Origin of the sequence: Mesorhizobium sp. YL-MeA3-2017 (assembly GCF_030814575.1) — a bacterium.
Taxonomy (GTDB): Bacteria; Pseudomonadota; Alphaproteobacteria; order Rhizobiales; family Rhizobiaceae; genus Mesorhizobium; species Mesorhizobium terrae.
The window spans coordinates 2,415,361-2,433,686 of record NZ_JAUSVH010000001.1; the positions used below are offsets into that span (position 1 = coordinate 2,415,361).

Genomic DNA, 18,326 nt, shown 5'->3' on the forward strand with positions numbered 1-18,326 from the left:
CCGGAGACAAGGGATGAAGCTGACGAGTAGAGACAATCTGGCGCTGGTCGCGATCTGTCTGTCCGCGCTGATGTTCGGCCTCGAAATATCGAGCGTGCCGGTGATCCTGCCGACGCTCGAACATGTGCTGCAGGCCAATTTCAAGGACATGCAGTGGATCATGAACGCCTACACCATCGCCTGCACGACAGTGCTGATGGCAACGGGAACACTGGCCGATCGCTTCGGCCGCCGGCTGGTTTTCGCCGTGACGGTCGCCGCCTTTGGCGTGACGTCGCTGATGTGCGGCCTCGCCCCCAACACGACGGTGCTGATCGTAAGCCGCTTCCTGCAGGGCATGGCCGGCGGCGCGATGTTCATCTGCTCCATCGCCATCCTTTCGAACCAGTTCCAGGACGCGAAGGCACGCGGCAGCGCCTTCGCCGTCTGGGGTGTCATCTCCGGCATCGGCCTCGGCTTCGGGCCAATCATCGGCGGCATGATCGTTGCCCTGTCGACCTGGCAGTGGGTGTTCCTCGTGCACGCGCCGCTGGCTTTGCTGTGCCTGGCGCTCACCTTCGCCAGCGTCAAAGAATCGCGCGATCCGCAGGCCAAGAGACTGGATCTGCTCGGCATCGCCCTGCTGAGCGCCGCGGTCTTCGGCCTGACCTACTACATCACCCAGGGCGCCGATCTCGGCTTCGTCAGCCCGACGGCCCTCGGCATAGCCGCCGCGACGCTCGTCGGCCTCGTCGCCTTCATTGCGGTCGAGCGGCTGCATCCCTACCCGATGTTCGACTTCTCGGTCTTCCGCATCCGTGATTTCTCGGGCGCCATCGTCGGCTGCATCGGCATGAACTTCAGCTATTGGCCGTTCATGGTCTACCTGCCGATCTATTTCACCGCCAGCCTCGGTTACAACAGCACCGAAACCGGGCTCGCCGTGCTCGCCTATACGGTGCCGTTCCTGGTGATGTCACCGGTGGCTCAGTACCTGCTTTTGCGCACCAGCGCCCGCATCGTCATCCCGCTCGGCCTGTTCACCATAGGTCTCGGCTTCATCGCCATGTGGCTGGGCAGCAGCATCGAAGGGGCAAGCGGCTTTACCGTACTGCCCGGCGCGCTGATCGCCGGCATTGGCCTTGGCCTGACGACGACGCCGGCCACCAACATGACGACCGGCTCGGTGCCGGCCAGCCGTGCCGGCATGGCCTCGGGCATCGACGCCAGCGCCAGGCTGATCGCGCTCGCCGTCAACATCGCCGTGATGGGTTTTGTCCTTGTCGAAGGCATTCTGCACGGGTTGGAGAAGGCCCTGCCCGGCTCGCCCGACGGTGCCGACCTGCGCGCCGTGGCCGAGAAGATTGCCGCAGGCAACACGGCAAACCTGCAGGACGCGGCGCAACCCAGCCTGACCATTCCCGCAACCGCCGTCCACTCGGCGCTGGTCGAAGGCTTTGGCTGGGTGATGGCCTATGGCGGGCTCGGCGTCTGGGTTCTGGCCGCGCTCTCCTTCGCGATCTTCGGTTCGGGCAAGGCCGGCACCGCGCCGGCATCCGAAGCGCGCGCGGAAACCCCGGTTCTCTGACGTCGACGGGGATTCGCCCAAAGATACGGCCCACCTGATCGACGGGCCGTATCCGCTTTCTCTAAAGCACCTGTTCGACCTTGGTGTTCGCACCGTTACGCTTCGTGCCATTGCCGTTGCGCTTGCGTGGCACTGGCGGCGGTTCCAGCGCGCCGGCCCATACCCGCGGCGGTTTCAATGCCGGCACGTCCGAGCATTTGATGATGTCGAGCGCGCGCGGGAAGAAATTATAGTTGTGCTGCCCACGCCCGATATTGACGACAGCCGCCTCCGGCAGGTGCTTGTCCAGCATGGCAAAGATGCGCTTGGCTGTCGTGGCGCTGAATGTATCCATCGCCTCGTCGATGATCACCCAGTCCGGTTTCTGCAGAGCCAGCCTGGCGAACGCCACCAGCCGCTGCTCCTCCTCGGAGAGCTCCCGGTCCCACCGCGCGTTGCGGTCGAGCGAAGCAGCGAGACGGTTGAGCCCAGCCTCGGTCAGCACTGCCGCGAGCTTCGCGTCATCGATGCCGGTCATGCCATCGATCAGCACTTCGCGCAGCGTGCCCGGCGCGAAATAGGGCGTGCGCGGCACGAAGGCGAGTTCGGCGGCGGGCATGCCGATGCGGCCCGAGCCCCAGGGCCACAGGCCGGCCACGGCGCGGAAGAACAGCGTCTTGCCGGCGCTTGGATCGCCTGTGATCAGCACATGCTCGCCGGGCTTGATCGTCACCGTCTTTTCCACAAGCCTGGAACAGCCCGTTGTCGCACCGACAATCAGGTCGTCGAAAACCATGGTCCCGTTCTTGGTCTGGAAGACCTCGATATGCTGCTCGGTGTCGTGCAGCTTGTCGGTCTCCTGCAGCGCCATGCGGAAATCGGCCACGCGCATCAGCGTGGCGCGCCAGTCGGCGATGGCGCCGATATTGTTGATGAACCAGCGCAGCGAGGAGTGCACCTGGTTGAAGGCGCCCACCGCCATCATCAATCCGCCAAAGGTGATGTCGCCGGCGAAATAGACCGGCGCGGCGACCAGGATCGGCGCCACGACGGTGATCCAGCCATAGGTGTCGGTGACCCAGCCGAGATTGATCTGGGCACGGAAGATACGCAGGATCGAGCCGATCAGCGCCGAAAGATCGGCCGTCAGCCGCCGCTTCTCGCTCGCTTCGCCGTGCGACAGGGCGATCGCGTCGATATTCTCGTTCACCCGCACCATGGAAAAGCGCAGGTCCGCCTCGCGCGCGTAGCGGTCGCTGTTCAGCCCGATCAGCGGCCGCCCGACCAGCCAGCTCAGCCAGGAAGCGATGCCGGCATAAAGAAACGCCGCCCACACCATGTAGCCCGGAATGGCGATGGCATGACTGCCGATGTGGAACACGAAACCCGCCGAAAGCGCCCACAACACGCCAACGAACGAGACGAGCAGGATGAAGGATTGCACCAGGCCGACGCCGAGATCCGTCGAGAGATCCGACAGATGGCCGGCATCCTGCTGCATGCGCTGGTCCGGGTTGACGCCGATGGCGCCCGCATTGGCGAGGCGGAAACCCCGGTTCGGCTTCAGCCATTCCTCGATCAGGTCGATCGTCAGCGCTTCGCGCAGCTTCAGCCTGAAGCGCTGGTTCAGCCATTGCTGGCCGATGTTGAGCACCAGCAGCCCGCCGGCGATCATCGCGAAGACGACCAGCTGATCGAGAAACACCGCGAGATCGCGCCGCTGCAGCGAATCGTAGAATGGCTGGTTCCAGCGGTTGAGCAGGATCTGGCCATAGGCGGTGGCGACGATGACGGCGAGCAGGACCCAGCTGAAGCCGAGCAATGCCTTGCGCGACGGCGACCCGACCAGGCCCTGGCGCACGGTCATCAGCTGGTCGCGCAGACTGCTCGTCTCGACCTGGGGGGCACCGGTATCGCTCATCGCGATTGCACTCCCGTCGTGTCGAGCCGATCGAGAGGCTCGCCTTGCCTGCCGAGGCTGGTGGCCGCGCCCTGCGGCGACAGCACCGGCACGAAGACACGCCGCGAGGCCCGCTTTGCCACCGGCACGCCCTGGTAGAGCCGCTTTTGCGCCGACACCGCGATGACGCCCGAGAAAATCGGCCACATGGCGCGGCCGGCGCTTTCGAACAGGCTGTGGAATCGCATCATGAAACGACGCTGCGACGGCGGAAAATAGAGCGCGTCCGACCACGCCGCCGGGGTGAAGTTCGCCTCGCGCAGCAATTCGGCGATCTGCCCGCGTGAATAGGGCCGCCCGGTGCCGAACGGCGTATGTTCGAAACGGGCCCATACGCCGCGCCGGTTGGGCACCACGATCACGACATGGCCGGCCGGCGCCAGCACGCGCCAAATCTCGTTCAGCGTTTCGCGCGGGCTCTCGACATGCTCCAGCGAATGGACAAGCAGCATGCGGTCGATGGAGGAATCGACCAAAGGCAGTTCCTCGTCGAACACCAGTGCCGTCGCGGCCGGACCGGTCGCCGGCCACACCACCGCGCCTTGCGTCGCCGGCATGAAGGCGAAGGTGCGTTCGGCATCGGCTCCGAAACGTTCCAGCCACGGCAGCGCGTAACCCAGCCCGACCAGACGCTCGTTGGGCACGCTGGCCCAGACAGCCGACAGCGCCATGGTGATCGAACGCTCGGTCAGCTGTCCGAGCGGCGAGGCATAGAAGGAGCGCAGATCGACAATATCTGAATGCATTGGCTGGACCGTATCTGCGATGGTGCTGGAGTCAACAAAGCGCGGCCTGTCGACCGTGTCCTGGGACAAGTAGGATCGCGCCGGCATCTTTAAAGGGTGACAGGAGGCATCGGGCCTCTTATGTCTGCGGCAATCAAGGAGACCGGCCATGGCGATCGAGATCGAGCAGTTCATGTGTCGCCAGGACAATTTCGGCGTGCTCATTCGCGAGCCGGCGAGCGGCGCGGTCGCGCTGATCGACGCGCCGGAGGAGGCCGCCATCCTTGCCGCGGTGAAACACACCGGCTGGACGCCGTCGCTGATCCTCACCACTCACCACCATACCGATCATGTCGAGGCCAATCTCGCGCTCAAACAGCGCTTCGGTCTGGAGATCGTCGGCCCGGCGGCGGAGAAGGCCAAGATCCCGGGCATCGACCGCACCGTGAAGGGCGGCGACAGCTTGAAATTCGGTACCGAGACCGTGGAAGTGATCGCCACGCCCGGCCATACCGCCGGCCATGTCTCCTACCATTTCCCGCAGTCGAAGGTCGTCTTCACCGCCGACACTTTGTTCGCGCTTGGCTGTGGCCGGCTGTTCGAGGCGCCGGCGGCGGTGATGTACGATTCGCTGAAGAAACTGGCCGCCCTGCCGGCCGACACTGCGGTCTATTGCGGCCACGAATACACGCTGTCCAATGCGCGTTTCGCATTGACGGTCGATCCGACCAATTCCGCCCTGAAGGAACGTGCCGCGAAAATCGAAAAACTGCGCGCCGCCGACAAGCCGACGCTTCCCACCACCATCGGCGAGGAACTGTCGACCAATCCATTCCTGCGCTGGCACGATCCGGCGATCCGCCGGCATCTCGGCATGGAGAAGGCGAGCGACGCCGAGGTCTTCGCCGAGATCCGCAAGCGCAAGGACATTTTCTGAATGATGACGCCGGCCGGGATCGTCGCCACGCTCGACATGAAGCCGCATCCGGAAGGCGGTTGGTATGTCGAGACCTTCCGCGATGCGCCGCAAGGCGGGCGCGGTCATTCGACCGCCATCTACTTCCTGCTCGAACGCGGTCAGGTCTCGGCATGGCATCGGGTGAAGGACGCTTCGGAAATCTGGCACCATCACGCCGGTGCGCCGATAGAGCTTTCGATGCACCGGGAAGGCGGTGACGTCAGCCAGCATGTGCTAGGCATCGATCTTGCCGCTGGCGAACGCCCGCAGATCGTCGTGCCGGCGGGATGGTGGCAGACCGCCCGAAGCCTCGGCGACTGGACCCTCGTCGGCTGCACGGTGGCGCCGGGATTCGACTTCTCAGTGTTCGAACTGGCGGAACCTGGCTGGCAGCCGAAGGTTTCCTAAACCGGGCGCAGGAAGCCCATCGCGATGGCCATCTGCGCCACGTAATAGAGCACCCACACCGCATAGCGCATCCAGACGCGATGCCCTTCCACGGTGTCGGCCAAGAATTTCTCGGTCGCCAGCAACGCGTCCGAAGCCATGAACATCACCGCCCCGGCAATGACCAACGCGTTGCCGGTGGTCAGCGCGGTCACGCCCATGGCGAAAATGGCGGCAACGTAGACGGCGACCGGCGCTTTCAGGTCGGATCCGATGCGCGGCCACAGAAGCCGCAACATGCCGGCCGCGAACACCGCCATGACAAGCGCGGCAACAACGCGCCAGGATGCGGCGCCGAGCGCCGCAAGGCCACTGCCCATCGCCACGAACAGCACGACATAGGCCAGATGCGCGGCGAGGAAGCTGCCCAGCCCGCCGAGGAAAGCGACTTCGCCGTCGCGCGACAGGAACGCGTCGCCCAGTGCGCTGAGTACGAGTGCGGCGACCAGCAACAGCGGCCCGCCGAGAAGAAAGGCGAGCGCGGCTAGAAGTGCGACCGCAAGCGTCTTGGCAGCCGAACGCAACAGCGACGGCGGCTGACTGATCGCGAAACCGTAGACGACCGCCGCCACGACGGAAAAGATCAGCGTGCCGTTCGGCGTCGCCTCGATGCCACCTGGAAACGGCATCATGCGCCCGCTCCATTCTCGACCGTCGCGCGCTTGCCGAACAAAAGCGATTTCGCCGCCAGAACGGCGCCGCCGGTGATCAGCACGCAGGCGGCGAGGATGCGCAAGCTGGGCTCCGCGAAACCAGCCGCGATCAGCACCAGCGTGGAAAGAAGCGGCGCGGCATAGCTGGCGGCGCCCAGCACCTGGATGTTGCCGCGCTTGACGCCGATGTCCCAGGCATAGAAGGCCGCGCCGACCGGCATCAGGCCGAGAGCCAGCACCGCCAGCCACTGGCCTGAATTCTGCGGCCACACAGTCTGCTCAAGCAGCAGGTGGCAGACCAGCGAAAGCACCGAGGTCGCCAGGCAGAACCATGTGACGATCGTCGTCGGCACCGACGGGAAGCGCCGCGACAGCAGCGAATAGGACGACCACACGACCGCGCAGACCGCCGCCATGGCATAGCCGAAGCCGTAGCGGGCGTCGAACGCCAGCCCGCCACCCTTGGTGACGATCAGGAACGTGCCGGCGAGGCCGAGCAGAGCGCCGGCGACATGGTTCCAGGCCAGCTTCTCGCCCGGCATCAGGGCCGAGCCCAACACGATCAGCAGCGGCCACAGATAGGCGATGAGGCTGGCCTCCACCGCAGGCGCGTTGCGCAGCGCGGTGAAGTAGAAAAAGTGATAGCCGAACAGGCCGGCAATGCCGATCACCCACACGATGGCCGGGACCGGTTCCTGCTTGGCGGCGGCGGGCATGAACAGCCGCGCCACCAGGCCGACACAGGTGCCGATGGCGAAGGTGATGGCCGAAAGCTGGAACGGCGGCATCGTGCCGGAAGCGTCGGTGAGCAGCGCCAGAAGCGCCCACATCGCCACGGCGCAAAAGCCTATCAGTGTCGCGCGCCCCATGTCCCCCTCCCGGTGGCGCGTCTTTGCGCGCCTAGTTTTTTGCCTCGAACCGCCGTGCCTTGACTGTGATCGTGCCGATCTCGGTGCCTACGGTTGCATAGATCGGCGCATATATCCCGGTTTGGCCGAGCGGCGCAAACGTCACCATGATCTTGGAGCGGTCACGCAGGAATTTGAGCGCCTTGCGCCGCTGGGCGTAGCCCGAAACCGGCTGCAGGTTCATGCGGCAGGTCACCGTCGGCCCCTGATACCCCTTCACCGCCATCTTGCCCTTGCTGACCGGCGTCAGCACCAGATTGGCGCGCATCTCACCGTCATACATCTTCACCGTCCGGCCGCAGACGCTGTCGAGGCTGCCGGCGCGGATGACGGTGGCGGCGATCGGATCGGCAACCCCCTTCAAGTCGCCGGCGTCGAGCGGCAGCCAGTCGTCGCCGCGCGGTTTTGGCGGCGGCAGCACCTGGGTGTAAGACACCTTGCCGCCGGTAAAGCGGATGTCGACCATCGACACCTTCTTGCCCGACGTGTAGTCGGCGCGGAAGCCCTGCGACTGCACGCCCTCGCGCGAAAAGCGCCCGCTTGCCGTCAGCGTGCCCGACGTATCGTCGAAGATACGCGCCAGCCCGGCGGCGGAGGCGCTGCCGTCGATCGTGTATTTATCGCCTTCGTAGTGGCTGTCGAAACTCGATCGGGCCACCGTGATGCCAAAGAAAGAGACCGTGTATTCGCCATGGAAGGAATCGGCGGCCGCGGCCGGCGCGGCCAGCGCAAACAGCATGGGCAGGGTAACGACAAGACGCGGCATCAAGACTGCGATCCTTTTGACGGTCGGCAACAATCGAAAGCTAATCCAGCATGTCCCCAGGCGTCTCTCAACAGGTCGATTCCGGCATTTGTGTGAGGATGACGGCAATCCCCGCCGCGACCTTCCATCGAAGGCGACACCCACGGTTCGACCACACCCGTTCTGGAGAGTTGCCTCGCTCCGCACCAGCGCCTAGCCTTATACCGGTTGCCACGAAATAAGGCCTGCTGATGGAAGCAGATCTCGATATCCGCCTGCTGCGTGCCTTCGTTGCCGTTGCCGAAGCAGGCACGGTCAGCAAGGCAGCCTTGCGTCTCTCCCGCACCCAGGCCGCGGTCTCCATGCAGCTTCAGCGCCTGGAAGCCGAGTTCGGCAGCCAGCTTTTGCTGCGTTCCTCGCGCGGCATGATCCTCACCGAGGCCGGCGAAATCGTTCTCGCTTATGCCCGCAAGACCATCGCCCTTGGCGAAGATGTCCGCCGCCAGATCGCCGGGCGCATGCTGATCGGACGGGTAAGGCTCGGCATCATCGAGGATCTCGCGATGACGAGGCTTCCTTCCATCATCGCCGATTTTCGTCGCCGGCATCCTTCGGTCGAGATCGCCCTGACATCGGCGAGCGGCGCGGATCTCGCCAAGGCGATCGACGAGGGCCGCAGCGACATCGTGATCGCCGATCCGGTCCGTTTCGCCTCGGCGCCATCCGGCTATATGTCGCGACCTCTGGTCTGGGGTGCGAGCCGCATCATCGAGATCGACGCTGAAGCGGAGCTTCCGCTCGTCCTCTTCGAAAGCGCCTGCTCCTGGCAGGACCGGATGCTGGCATCGCTCGCGGAGGCCGGGCTGCCCTGGCGTGTCGGCTGCCGCGTCTCGACATTCGCGGCCCTGGTGTCGGGATTGAGGGCGGGCTTCGGCATCGGCCTTATGCTTCCCGAAAGCCTGCCGCCGGATTGCGAGAATGTGCAAGGTCGCCTGCGCTTGCCGCCCGCCCCGATCGCCGAGTTCGGCATCTTTGTTGGCGCGAACTCGCCCCCGCTGGTCAACGAGCTGGCATCGTTTCTGCGCGAGGGGTTCGCCGATCGCTCGATCGACAAAACATAAAAATTCCTGATACGAGCATCAGAATTATCACCATTCCTGAATTTGCCAATTCATCTATTGCTGGCCCTGACAGGTAAGGGAACGTTTTGTCATGGCCGAAGCTGAAACCGCCGATCCGCAATGGAATGCGCCTGTCAGGCAACATTCTCGCGGGGGCTTCTATCTCGCAATCGCCTTCTGCCTGCTTTCAATGTCCAGCGTGCAATTCGGCGCGGCATTCTCCCGACCAGCCATGCAGGAACTGGGACCGTTCGGCACGACCTGGCTGCGGCTTTGCTGGGCGGCAATCGTGCTGATGATAGTCGTGCGCCCGCCGCTGCTCAGTTTTTCAAGGCGGCAATGGGCGACGGCCGCGGCGCTGGGTGCGGTCATGGCGATGATGACGCTCTGCTTCTTCGCCGCGATCGAACGCATTCCGCTCGGGCTCGCCGTGGCGATCGAGTTTCTGGGACCTCTGACCGTCGCCACGATCTTCGGCGGGCGAGGCTGGCGTCTCTTATGCCCGGTCATCGCGGCGCTCGGTGTCCTTTGTATTTCCTGGGACGGCAGCGCATGGGTGGCCGACACGATCGGCGTGCTGTTCGCGCTCGGCGCGGCGGTTGGCTGGGGCGGCTATATCGTGCTGACGAAATATGCCGGCCAGCAGTTCGAAGGTCTGGAAGGCCTGTGCCTTTCCTTGCTGTTTGCCGCCCTTGTCGCAACGCCCTTCGGCTTTCACCAGGCACAGCTGGGACTTTCCCCGGAAGCACTCGTGACGACAGGGCTGCTCGCGGTGCTTGTTCCCTTGTTTCCCTACGCGCTCGAGCTCATGGCGCTTCGCCGCATGAACGCGTCGGCGTTCGGGCTGCTGATGAGCCTGGAGCCGGCAATCGGCGCCAGCGCCGGCTTCATCGTCCTCGGTCAGGCAATGGCGGCCCTGCAACTCATCGGCGTGGCGCTCGTCGTTGCAACCAGCGCGGTCGGAACGGCATCGAGCCAAAGCTAGCCTTGTTCGTGCTCACGGGTCGGACATGGCAATCCGCTTGTCGCGTTCTTTAGTTGCGTTGCACCATGCAGCTGTGAAATATGCGCGACAAGCCGGCAACAAACGTCGGCGCGAACCATAATTGACCCGGAGAGGCCCGATGAACGCTCCCGCCATGACTTCCACCACTTTTGTCCCGTTGCGCCTTGCCGGCCGCCCGCTGGCGGTCAAAGTCGCCGCGGTCTTCCTGGGCTCGTTGTTCCTCGCCGCCTCGTCCTGGATCGAGGTGCCGATGTTCCCGGTGCCGATGACCATGCAGACCTTCGCCGTCACGCTGGTCGGCGCACTCTATGGCTGGCGCCTCGGCCTTGCCACGGTTCTCGCTTGGCTGGGTGAAGCTGCGCTCGGCGCTCCGGTCCTCGCAGGCGGCGCCGGTGGCCTCGCCCACTTCGCCGGCCCGACCGCCGGTTATCTCGCCGCCTTCCCGATCGCCGCCGCTCTTGTCGGCTGGCTGGCCGAGCGCGGCTGGACCGCCGAGGGCCGCCTGGTCCGCAACGTCGTCGCCATGCTGGCCGGCAACGCTTTCATCCTGGTGTTCGGCACCATCGTGCTTGCCGGCATGATTGGCGCGGAAAAGGCCTACACTTTCGGCTTCGCCCCCTTCGTGCTCGGCGGCATCCTGAAGGCCGTGCTGGCTACCGCCACCATCGAAGCGGTGCGTCGCGCCAAGATCTCGCTCTGAGATCATCCGACTTCGCGGGGCTGACGTGACCGTCCGCATCCGCGCCCATCACCTGCTGTGCATGCTGACCTATGTCGGCAAGGGCTACAGCGAGGCCTTCACGCAAGGCTATGACCGGGTGGTGGAACGTTTGAGCGGCGGCGAGGACATGCTCCTCGTCGCCGGTCCAGACGACATCTGCCAGCCAAGGCTCACCGAAACCGATCACCACTGTTTCCAGGACAGCGTGTCCGAGCGCGACCGATTGGCGGCCGATGCGGTCGAGACCCTGATCGGCCGTCCGGTCCGCGAAGGCGAGCGATTTTCCCTGGACGGTCCGACAATCGAGCGCATGCGCCAGGCTTTCCGCGCCGGCACCACGCGGCAGGCCTGCCAGGGCTGCGAATGGTTCGACCTGTGCAGCACGATCGCCGCTTCCGGTTTCCAGGACGTGCGTCTTAACCGCTCTTCCTCCTAGCCATCGATCCCACACGACCAGGCTCCGCGTGCGGAGGAGTGACCTGTTCCAGTCTTCGGAACGGGCTCCTGCTCGCTGCTGTCTCTCGCCTCCTTCTCCGGGAATTGCAATAATAGAGCACATACTCTATTATTGCGGAGATACCCCTGCTGAAGGCACCCGACGATGTCGTCCGTCAAGCGCCGCCCCATTGTCCTGGCGATATCTCTGGTGCTCCTGGCGCCCCTGGTTGGCGAGTGGCTGCTCGGCAATCAGCCGATAACCGGTCTCGGGTGGATCGTTCTGCTCGCGCCCATGTATGGCTGCGGTGCCCTTCTGATCCGCGAGGTCGCGCGCCGCAGCGGCCGCGGTTGGCCGACGATCCTTCTCTTGGCGGCAGCCTATGCGCTGCTGGAAGAGGGTCCGATCGACCAGATGCTGTGGAACCCGCACTACAACGGCTTCGACATGGCCGCCGCCTATGCCGACACGCGCGTCGAAGCCCTCGGCACCAGCATGGGGTTGATCCAGGATGTGCTGACGCTGCACACCATCTGGAGCATCGCCGTGCCGATCGCCCTGATCGAGGCCTTCGACCCGACACCGCAGCGGCCCTGGCTCAAACCGCTCGGTCTCGGCGTCACCGCGATTGTCTTTGTTGTCGGGTCCGCCTTGCTGACTTATGGCCAGATCGAATCGGAAAAATTCATTGCCTCGCCCGGCCAGTTCGTCGCCTCGGGCCTCGCCATCCTCGTTCTGGTCATTGCCGCCTTCTGGATGCCCTCACCGCCAAGCGTGGCGGAGGCGACAACGCCTTCGCCACGAAACGTTGGCCTGGCCGGCTTTCTCCTCACCAGCCTGCTGATGCTTCGCGACGTGCTTGCGGAGCTTTTGTCCAAATGGGTTGTCGCCGGCCTGTGGTGTGTCGTCGTGCTGCTTGGCATAGCGCTTGTCTGGCGATGGTCGCGCTCGCCGCAATGGAACCGAGCTCATGGTGTCGCCCTCGCCAGCGGCGCCCTGATGACCTATGTCTGGGCCGGGTTCCAGCACGCTCAATATCTGGGTATCTCTCCATTCATCGCGCTGGCCGGCAATGTCGTCTTCGGTGCTGGTGCGGTCATACTGGTTTTCCTGGCGGCGACAGCCGCGCGCCGGCCGATTGAAGCGTCGTGATCGGCGGGCGTCGACAGGGAAGAAAGCCCGGTCCGGGAGGCGATTACCCGGCACTCGGGCCGAACAACGCTTGACGCCCCGGCTAAATGCAACTATGGAACGCCAACTTTTTCCTTGAGGCCGCCGACAGCACCGCGCGCCATATGGCGCGGTCGAAGGTTTGGCCGGATACGAACTGAAGGTAGCAAAAATGTCCCGCGCTTGCGAACTCACCGGCAAAGCCGTCATGACCGGCAACAATGTGAGCCACGCCAACAACAAGACCAAGCGTCGCTTCCTGCCGAACCTGGTCAATGTCACGCTCATCTCGGAAGCGCTGAACCAGAACGTTCGCCTGCGCATTTCGGCCAACGCCCTGCGTTCGGTCGAGCATCGCGGTGGCCTCGACGCCTTCCTGGCCAAGGCCGACGAGAAGGAACTGTCGCAGCGCGCTCGTCTGCTGAAGAAGCAGATCGCCAAGAAGACGGCCGGCCAGATCGCCGCCTGATCGCTTTCAGGCGGGGGACGACCGCCTGGGCATCGGAACGGCAGGTTTCCTGAACCCACCTATCCGATGCTCGAATGAAGGATGCGCCGCCCGTCCCGGCCAGGCGCTCCGCTGGTTCCATTACCCAGGATAAAAAAATGCAGTTTCTTTCCAGATATCTGCCTTTCGTGCTCGCCATGGCGCTCGTCGTGGTGGCGTCGAACATTCTCGTGCAGTTCCCCATGCAGGGACAGGTCGGCACGCTGTCGCTGGCCGACATCCTGACCTGGGGCGCCTTCACCTATCCCTTCTCCTTCCTGGTGACCGATCTCGCCAATCGCCGCTACGGCCCGGCCGTAGCGCGCCGCATCGTCTTCGTCGGCTTCATGACGGCTGTTGTGTGCTCCATCGTCATCCCGCCGCTGCTTTTCCGCGCCGGGCTGATCGAGTTCGACACCGCCGCCGCCCGTCTGGTGCGCATCGCCTGCGCCTCGGGTGCGGCCTTCCTCACCGCGCAATTGCTCGACGTCACCGTCTTCAACTGGCTGCGCCGGCAAAGCTGGTGGCGCGCGCCGATCTTCGGCACACTGGTCGGTTCGGTGTTCGATACGCTGGTGTTTTTCTCGATCGCCTTTTCAGCGGCTTTCGCCTTCGCCGGCCCCAATGACGCCTTCGCGCTGGAAAATGCGCCGCTGCTCGGCGCTCTGCCGGTGGAAACGATGCGCTGGCTGTCCTGGGCGCTTGGCGACCTGTCGGTCAAGTTGATCATCGCCGTCTTCGCGCTGATCCCCTACAGGCTGATCGCGGCGCGCTGGAGCCAGCCGGCGCCGGTCCAGCCTTGATCCCCTGGGAACAGCTCGACGCCGCCAGGACACCTGACGGCAAGCAGGAACTGCGGCTGAAACGGCGCGGCACCGAATTCTCCATCATGCTCGGCTCCAACGAGCTGATGAACAGCCGCCTCAGCGGTTCGGAAGAAGCGCTGGCCAGGCTCTCCCTCGACAAGATCGACAAAAGCGACCGCATTCACGTCCTGATCGGTGGTCTCGGCATGGGTTTCACGCTGCGCGCCGCACTTGCCGAGCTTGGCGCTGACAGCCGCGTTACCGTTGCCGAACTGGTGCCAGCGGTGGTCACCTGGGCACGTGGTCCGATGGCAACCATTTTCGACGGCTGCCTCGACGACCCGCGCGTCATCGTGCGCGAGGCCGACGTCGGCCGGCTGATCGATGCCGCCCGCAGCGACTATGACGCCATCCTGCTCGATGTCGACAATGGCCCCGAGGGGCTGACGCAGGAAGGCAATGACGACCTCTATGGCTTCGCCGGGCTCAAGGCCGCCCGCAATGCCCTGCGTCCCGGTGGCGTGCTCGCGGTGTGGTCATCGGGACCGGATCGCGGCTTCACCCGCCGCCTCCAGCAATGCGGCTTCGCCGCCGAGGCGGTCACCGTGCGCGCCCATGGCAAGCGCGGCGCCAAGCACACCATCTGGCTGGCGCTCAAACCGAGCTAACAACAATCACATCGCAACGAACTCGTTTCGGCTGGCTCTACCGCCGGACGATGCATCATGTTTTTCTCCGCTCTCAACAGACCGCCGGAGCAATCATGGTCACCTGTTACCTGCGCTACATCCTCAATCCCGCGCGACTGAAGGAGTTCGAACACTACGGCAGGCTCTGGATTCCGCTTGTCGAAAAATTCGGCGGCAACCACCACGGCTATTTCATGCCCTCGGAAGGCGCGAGCAATGTGGCCCTTGCCTTGTTCACCTTCCCGAGCCTGGCAGCCTACGAAGAATACAGGACAAAGGCCGCATCGGACCCTGAATGCCAGGCCGCCATGCGCTACTACGAGGAAACCCAGTGTTTCCTCAGCTACGAGCGTTCTTTCTTCCGCCCGGTCTTCGACTAACAAAGCTTTCAACTGACAAAGCTTTCGACCGACGAAGCCTTCAACTGACGGAACCAAGCAAAAATGACTGTTGTTTTGAAATCGCTCGGCGAGGCCGAGCGCGAGGCTGTTATTGCCCTCGATGTAGGCGATGATCAGGACGACTTCGTCGCCACCAATGCTGAATCCCTGGAGGAAGCCGACGAGAACCCCGCCTGTGTGCCGCTTGGCGTCTTTTCGGGCGACGAGCCGGTCGTCATTGACGACCTGGTCGGTTTCGCCATGTATGCGCTGGACGGCGACGACGGCAATTGGTGGATCTATCGCCTGATGATCGACAAGCGCTTCCAGAAACGCGGCTTCGGTCGCGCCGCCCTGCGCGCCGTGGTCGAACGCATGTCGGCCATTCCAGGCTGCGACGCCGTCTATCTCGGCGTTTATCCCGAGAACGAGACGGCCGCCAACCTGTACCGTCAGGAAGGGTTTCGCGAGACCGGCCAGATATTGGGCGACGAGGTCGTCATGCGGCTGGAGCTCGCAAGGGCAGACTAGAACATTGTAGCGATGAAGGGGTGTTTCCCGGCAGGAGAACGCCCCTTCCAACATGCTTCCCGCTCTCAATGGAGCCTCGGAACCGGTGCCATCGCTGCGCTCAATCCTCGTGCAGGATGAATTCCAGATAGAGATTGCGCTGCAGGATGGAGTGATTGTCGTCGGAGACAAGCGACACGATCAGCTTGCCGTCGTCCCGCCGCCAGACATCCATGCCTTCCATATTGTCGATCTGGTAGGCCATGTCGGCCTCCAGCAGCACCGATCCGTCGGCGACCTTGCCCTTGGCGATCTCGGCGCCGGCAATGCGCCGCAGCCGCATCTTGACGCCGCTGGCCATCGAGAACGAGCGTTCCAGCAGCAACAGGTCGCCATTGGGCAGAAACGCGCCGTCGGTGATGTCGAACTCGCCTTTGCGGCGAACGGTGAAGATGCCCTTGCCCGGCCCTTCGATGATGGCGGCATAGATGTTGCCGTCCTTGTCGAGGCTCTTTTCAGACACCACCACCAGGGCGCCTTTCAGCGGCCCTTCGGCCGGCGCGCGCGTCACCGTCTCGAAGCCGCGGTTCTGGCGCAGCTCGCGCACCGGCACCAGGAAATCGAGCAGCTTGAACGGCGCCTTCATGCCGGCGGCATCGATCTTGAACTGCGCGATACGATGCTTCCGCTCGAAGCCGACGGTGGCGATGCCGTCCTTGACGTCGAGGCCCTCGGCATCGACATCCCATTTCTTGTCGATCGGCTTGCCGGCCTCGTCGACCATCTGCTGCATGGTGAAGTTGAAGATGGCGAAGGGTCGCCCCTGCGCCATGCGCGCGATCGAACCGAAATACCAGAAGCCGGTGTCGGTGACGCCGATGAAATCGCTGCCCGCGTGGATGAACCGGAAGGCCGACAAGGCACCGAAATCGCGCGAGGAGCCGGTCATCTCCAGCCCGCCGACGAATTCCAGCGGTCCGAACATCCTTTCATCCCGGCCGATATGAAACTCGGTGATCCCCCGCACGCTGATGTCGACCGGCTCGACCGGCTGGCGTTCGGCGGCGAAAGCCGATGTGGAGGTGAGCAGACCGGCCGCTAGAACGCAAAGCCAGCCACGCCACCCCGTCGCCCGCACGCCGTTTGAAAGGCTCACGAAGCGCGCCGGAAACCGCCACGGCGCACGTCGCGCGCGGTCTCCTCGCCAAACAGCGAGGCGAGTTGCTCGGTCATGGCGCCGGCCAGTTCTTCGGCGTCGACGATGGTGACGGCGCGGCGATAATAACGCGTCACGTCATGGCCGATGCCGATGGCGAGCAGCTCGACCGGCGAACGTGTCTCGATCAGATCGATGACGGCGCGCAGATGGCGCTCCAGATAGTTGCCCGGATTGACCGACAGCGTCGAATCGTCGACCGGCGCGCCGTCCGAAATCATCATCAGGATCTTGCGCTGTTCAGGCCGCGCGATCAGGCGCTGATGCGCCCACAACAGCGCTTCACCGTCGATGTTTTCCTTCAATAGGCCCTCACGCATCATCAGGCCGAGATTGCGTCGGGCGCGGCGCCACGGCATGTCGGCGCTCTTGTAGATGATGTGGCGCAGATCGTTGAGGCGGCCGGGGTTCGGCGGCTTGCCGTCCTTCAGCCACTTCTCGCGCGCCTGCCCGCCCTTCCAGGCGCGGGTGGTGAAGCCGAGGATCTCGACCGAAACGCCGCAGCGCTCCAGCGTGCGCGCCAGGATGTCGGCGCAGGTCGCCGCCACCGTGATCGGGCGGCCGCGCATCGAACCGGAATTGTCGAGCACCAGAGACACCACCGTATCGCGGAACTTGGTGTCGCGTTCCTGCTTGAAGGAAAGCGGCTGCATCGGATCGATGACGACGCGCACCAGCCGGGCCGGGTCGAGATACCCTTCCTCGAGATCAAAATCCCAGGAACGGTTCTGCTGCGCCATCAGGCGGCGCTGCAGGCGATTGGCCAGCCGGCCGACCACGCCCGACAGATTGGCGAGCTGCTTGTCGAGGAAGGCGCGCAGCCGGTCGAGCTCTTCTTCGTCGCACAGTTCCTCGGCACCCACCGTCTCGTCGAAGGCGGTCGAGAAGACCTTGTAGTCGACATCCTTGGAGATGGTGGCGAAGGGATTGTCGTTGCGCTTGGCTTCGCCCGGCGTCTCCGCGTCGGCATCGTCCTCGTCGGACAAATCCTGCGAGGTGGCGTCGGTGGCCTCGGCCTCGGCCGATTCCTCGTCGTCGGAGGCGTCGGCATCCTCGGACTGCGACTGGTCGGAGCCGGAATCGTCCTCGCCGCCTTCCTCGCTCTGTTCCTCGCCTTGCGGCTGGTCGTCCTGGTCGTCCTCGGTGTCTTCCGTTTCCTGGTCGTCGCCGAGTTCCTCGGCCATTTCCATGGAAGCCAGCATATCGCGCACGACGCGGGCGAAGGCCTGCTGGTCTTCCAGCTTGCCAGCAAGCCCGTCGAGGTCGGCGCCGGCCTTGTCCTCGACCCAGGGCCGCCACAGGTCGACCATGCGCTCGCCGCTCTTCGGCACGGCGCGGCCGGTCAGCTTCTCGCGTACCATCAGCGCCAGCGCCTCCTCGAGCGGAGCGTCGGCGCGGTCGCGCACATCGGCCAGATTGGCCTTGGCGTATTTGTCCTCCAGCATCGTGCCGATATTATCGGCGACGCCGGCCATCATGCGCGAGCCGATCGCCTCGACGCGAGCCTGCTCGACCGCGTCGAAGATGGAGCGCGCTTGCTTGCCTTCCGGCGCCAGTCGGGTGTGGATACGGCTATCGTGGCAGGCGCGTTTCAGCGCCATGGAATCGCCCAGGCCGCGGGTCACGGCGATGTCGGTCGCCGACGCCTTCTTCGGCAGATCCGGCAGCCGGGCGCGGCTGCCCGCGAGCGCCGGCCGCTCCTTGGCGAAGCCGACCTCCATCTCCTTGTCGCCAGAGATGGCCCGCATGCACACCGTCACGGCGCGCTTGAAGGCATCCGTATCCGAGCCGTTCTTCGGCTTGTTGCGCGTGTTGTCGCCGGGGCCGGCCATGGAATTTCCC

At 64.4% G+C, this 18,326-nt stretch carries 20 protein-coding genes; 13 read left to right on the top strand and 7 right to left on the bottom strand.

Annotated elements, in window-relative coordinates; all coding sequences use genetic code 11:
- The first annotated feature begins 13 nt into the window (after positions 1-13).
- A complete protein-coding gene (locus tag QFZ88_RS11365; RefSeq protein ID WP_024922823.1) occupies positions 14-1,567 on the top strand; it encodes an MFS transporter in 1,554 nt (517 codons plus the stop codon).
- 61 nt (positions 1,568-1,628) lie between these two features.
- On the opposite strand, the gene QFZ88_RS11370 is transcribed toward QFZ88_RS11365, so the two are convergent.
- Both QFZ88_RS11370 and QFZ88_RS11375 read right to left on the bottom strand, forming a co-directional pair.
- On the bottom strand, positions 1,629-3,467 hold the full coding sequence (locus QFZ88_RS11370; protein ID WP_024922824.1) for an ABC transporter ATP-binding protein/permease: 1,839 nt from the start codon (positions 3,465-3,467) through the stop codon (positions 1,629-1,631).
- The gene (locus QFZ88_RS11375; protein WP_024922825.1) at positions 3,464-4,252 is read right to left on the bottom strand and encodes a class I SAM-dependent methyltransferase; all 789 of its coding nucleotides are present in this window, start codon (positions 4,250-4,252) and stop codon (positions 3,464-3,466) included. Before QFZ88_RS11375 ends, QFZ88_RS11370 begins: the two co-directional genes overlap by 4 nt.
- Positions 4,253-4,400: 148 nt before the next feature.
- Between QFZ88_RS11375 and gloB the strand changes: the two genes are divergently transcribed.
- Both gloB and QFZ88_RS11385 read left to right on the top strand, forming a co-directional pair.
- Complete coding sequence (gene gloB / locus QFZ88_RS11380) at positions 4,401-5,168, top strand: hydroxyacylglutathione hydrolase (protein ID WP_024922826.1); 768 nt, start codon at positions 4,401-4,403, stop codon at positions 5,166-5,168.
- A complete protein-coding gene (locus QFZ88_RS11385) occupies positions 5,169-5,597 on the top strand; it encodes a cupin domain-containing protein (protein WP_024922827.1) in 429 nt (142 codons plus the stop codon). It abuts the gene before it with no gap.
- Here QFZ88_RS11385 and QFZ88_RS11390 read toward each other — a convergent pair.
- Genes QFZ88_RS11390 through QFZ88_RS11400 form a run of 3 tightly spaced genes read right to left on the bottom strand, consistent with a single transcriptional unit; the run spans position 5,594 to position 7,963 of the window.
- Positions 5,594-6,268 (bottom strand): lysoplasmalogenase, encoded by a 675-nt coding sequence (locus QFZ88_RS11390; RefSeq protein ID WP_024922828.1) that lies wholly within the window; start codon positions 6,266-6,268, stop codon positions 5,594-5,596. The two genes, QFZ88_RS11385 and QFZ88_RS11390, sit on opposite strands and share 4 nt — an antisense overlap.
- The gene (locus QFZ88_RS11395) at positions 6,265-7,158 is read right to left on the bottom strand and encodes a DMT family transporter (RefSeq protein WP_024922829.1); all 894 of its coding nucleotides are present in this window, start codon (positions 7,156-7,158) and stop codon (positions 6,265-6,267) included. Before QFZ88_RS11395 ends, QFZ88_RS11390 begins: the two co-directional genes overlap by 4 nt.
- A 31-nt stretch (positions 7,159-7,189) precedes the next feature.
- Positions 7,190-7,963, bottom strand: coding sequence for a DUF3108 domain-containing protein (locus QFZ88_RS11400; RefSeq protein WP_024922830.1), 774 nt, complete (start codon positions 7,961-7,963; stop codon positions 7,190-7,192).
- Between the two features lie 230 nt (positions 7,964-8,193).
- Here QFZ88_RS11400 and QFZ88_RS11405 point away from each other — a divergent pair, with 230 nt between their 5' ends.
- The 10 genes from QFZ88_RS11405 to QFZ88_RS11450 all read left to right on the top strand — a co-directional run bounded on the left by QFZ88_RS11405 (position 8,194) and on the right by QFZ88_RS11450 (position 15,289).
- Entirely contained in the window at positions 8,194-9,063 is an 870-nt protein-coding gene (locus QFZ88_RS11405; RefSeq protein WP_024922831.1) for a LysR family transcriptional regulator, read from the top strand.
- Positions 9,064-9,154: 91 nt separating this feature from the next.
- Positions 9,155-10,048: an EamA family transporter gene (locus QFZ88_RS11410; RefSeq protein ID WP_024922832.1), complete on the top strand. Its 894-nt coding sequence runs from the start codon at positions 9,155-9,157 to the stop codon at positions 10,046-10,048.
- 139 nt (positions 10,049-10,187) lie between these two features.
- The gene (locus QFZ88_RS11415; RefSeq protein ID WP_024922833.1) at positions 10,188-10,769 is read left to right on the top strand and encodes a biotin transporter BioY; all 582 of its coding nucleotides are present in this window, start codon (positions 10,188-10,190) and stop codon (positions 10,767-10,769) included.
- 25 nt (positions 10,770-10,794) lie between these two features.
- Positions 10,795-11,226 carry a DUF1284 domain-containing protein gene (locus QFZ88_RS11420; protein WP_024922834.1) on the top strand — a complete coding sequence of 144 codons (432 nt, stop codon included), beginning with the start codon at positions 10,795-10,797 and terminating at the stop codon, positions 11,224-11,226.
- A 165-nt stretch (positions 11,227-11,391) separates the two neighbouring features.
- Positions 11,392-12,378 carry a hypothetical protein gene (locus QFZ88_RS11425; RefSeq protein ID WP_024922835.1) on the top strand — a complete coding sequence of 329 codons (987 nt, stop codon included), beginning with the start codon at positions 11,392-11,394 and terminating at the stop codon, positions 12,376-12,378.
- 190 nt (positions 12,379-12,568) lie between these two features.
- Positions 12,569-12,865 (top strand): 50S ribosomal protein L28, encoded by a 297-nt coding sequence (rpmB, locus tag QFZ88_RS11430; RefSeq protein ID WP_024922836.1) that lies wholly within the window; start codon positions 12,569-12,571, stop codon positions 12,863-12,865.
- Between the two features lie 137 nt (positions 12,866-13,002).
- Complete coding sequence (locus tag QFZ88_RS11435) at positions 13,003-13,686, top strand: queuosine precursor transporter (RefSeq protein ID WP_024922837.1); 684 nt, start codon at positions 13,003-13,005, stop codon at positions 13,684-13,686.
- On the top strand, positions 13,683-14,357 hold the full coding sequence (locus QFZ88_RS11440; protein ID WP_024922838.1) for a spermidine synthase: 675 nt from the start codon (positions 13,683-13,685) through the stop codon (positions 14,355-14,357). Before QFZ88_RS11435 ends, QFZ88_RS11440 begins: the two co-directional genes overlap by 4 nt.
- 95 nt (positions 14,358-14,452) lie before the next feature.
- Entirely contained in the window at positions 14,453-14,758 is a 306-nt protein-coding gene (locus tag QFZ88_RS11445; protein WP_024922839.1) for an NIPSNAP family protein, read from the top strand.
- Positions 14,759-14,821: 63 nt separating this feature from the next.
- A complete protein-coding gene (locus QFZ88_RS11450) occupies positions 14,822-15,289 on the top strand; it encodes a GNAT family N-acetyltransferase (RefSeq protein ID WP_024927264.1) in 468 nt (155 codons plus the stop codon).
- A gap of 100 nt (positions 15,290-15,389) precedes the next feature.
- Here the strand turns inward: QFZ88_RS11450 and QFZ88_RS11455 are convergent, their stop codons facing one another.
- Positions 15,390-16,424, bottom strand: a complete 1,035-nt coding sequence (locus tag QFZ88_RS11455; RefSeq protein WP_024922841.1) for an esterase-like activity of phytase family protein — start codon at positions 16,422-16,424, stop codon at positions 15,390-15,392.
- Positions 16,421-18,316, bottom strand: coding sequence for a cobaltochelatase subunit CobT (cobT, locus tag QFZ88_RS11460; protein WP_024922842.1), 1,896 nt, complete (start codon positions 18,314-18,316; stop codon positions 16,421-16,423). The genes QFZ88_RS11455 and cobT overlap by 4 nt, the downstream gene beginning before the upstream one ends.
- Positions 18,317-18,326: the final 10 nt, after the last annotated feature.

Coding starts and splice junctions, on each gene's coding strand:
- QFZ88_RS11365 (WP_024922823.1), top strand. CDS start 14: ATGAAGCTGACGAGTAGAGACAATCTGGCGCTGGTCGCGATCTGTCTG.
- QFZ88_RS11370 (WP_024922824.1), bottom strand. CDS start 3,467: ATGAGCGATACCGGTGCCCCCCAGGTCGAGACGAGCAGTCTGCGCGAC.
- QFZ88_RS11375 (WP_024922825.1), bottom strand. CDS start 4,252: ATGCATTCAGATATTGTCGATCTGCGCTCCTTCTATGCCTCGCCGCTC.
- gloB (WP_024922826.1), top strand. CDS start 4,401: ATGGCGATCGAGATCGAGCAGTTCATGTGTCGCCAGGACAATTTCGGC.
- QFZ88_RS11385 (WP_024922827.1), top strand. CDS start 5,169: ATGATGACGCCGGCCGGGATCGTCGCCACGCTCGACATGAAGCCGCAT.
- QFZ88_RS11390 (WP_024922828.1), bottom strand. CDS start 6,268: ATGATGCCGTTTCCAGGTGGCATCGAGGCGACGCCGAACGGCACGCTG.
- QFZ88_RS11395 (WP_024922829.1), bottom strand. CDS start 7,158: ATGGGGCGCGCGACACTGATAGGCTTTTGCGCCGTGGCGATGTGGGCG.
- QFZ88_RS11400 (WP_024922830.1), bottom strand. CDS start 7,963: ATGCCGCGTCTTGTCGTTACCCTGCCCATGCTGTTTGCGCTGGCCGCG.
- QFZ88_RS11405 (WP_024922831.1), top strand. CDS start 8,194: ATGGAAGCAGATCTCGATATCCGCCTGCTGCGTGCCTTCGTTGCCGTT.
- QFZ88_RS11410 (WP_024922832.1), top strand. CDS start 9,155: ATGGCCGAAGCTGAAACCGCCGATCCGCAATGGAATGCGCCTGTCAGG.
- QFZ88_RS11415 (WP_024922833.1), top strand. CDS start 10,188: ATGAACGCTCCCGCCATGACTTCCACCACTTTTGTCCCGTTGCGCCTT.
- QFZ88_RS11425 (WP_024922835.1), top strand. CDS start 11,392: ATGTCGTCCGTCAAGCGCCGCCCCATTGTCCTGGCGATATCTCTGGTG.
- rpmB (WP_024922836.1), top strand. CDS start 12,569: ATGTCCCGCGCTTGCGAACTCACCGGCAAAGCCGTCATGACCGGCAAC.
- QFZ88_RS11435 (WP_024922837.1), top strand. CDS start 13,003: ATGCAGTTTCTTTCCAGATATCTGCCTTTCGTGCTCGCCATGGCGCTC.
- QFZ88_RS11445 (WP_024922839.1), top strand. CDS start 14,453: ATGGTCACCTGTTACCTGCGCTACATCCTCAATCCCGCGCGACTGAAG.
- QFZ88_RS11450 (WP_024927264.1), top strand. CDS start 14,822: ATGACTGTTGTTTTGAAATCGCTCGGCGAGGCCGAGCGCGAGGCTGTT.
- cobT (WP_024922842.1), bottom strand. CDS start 18,316: ATGGCCGGCCCCGGCGACAACACGCGCAACAAGCCGAAGAACGGCTCG.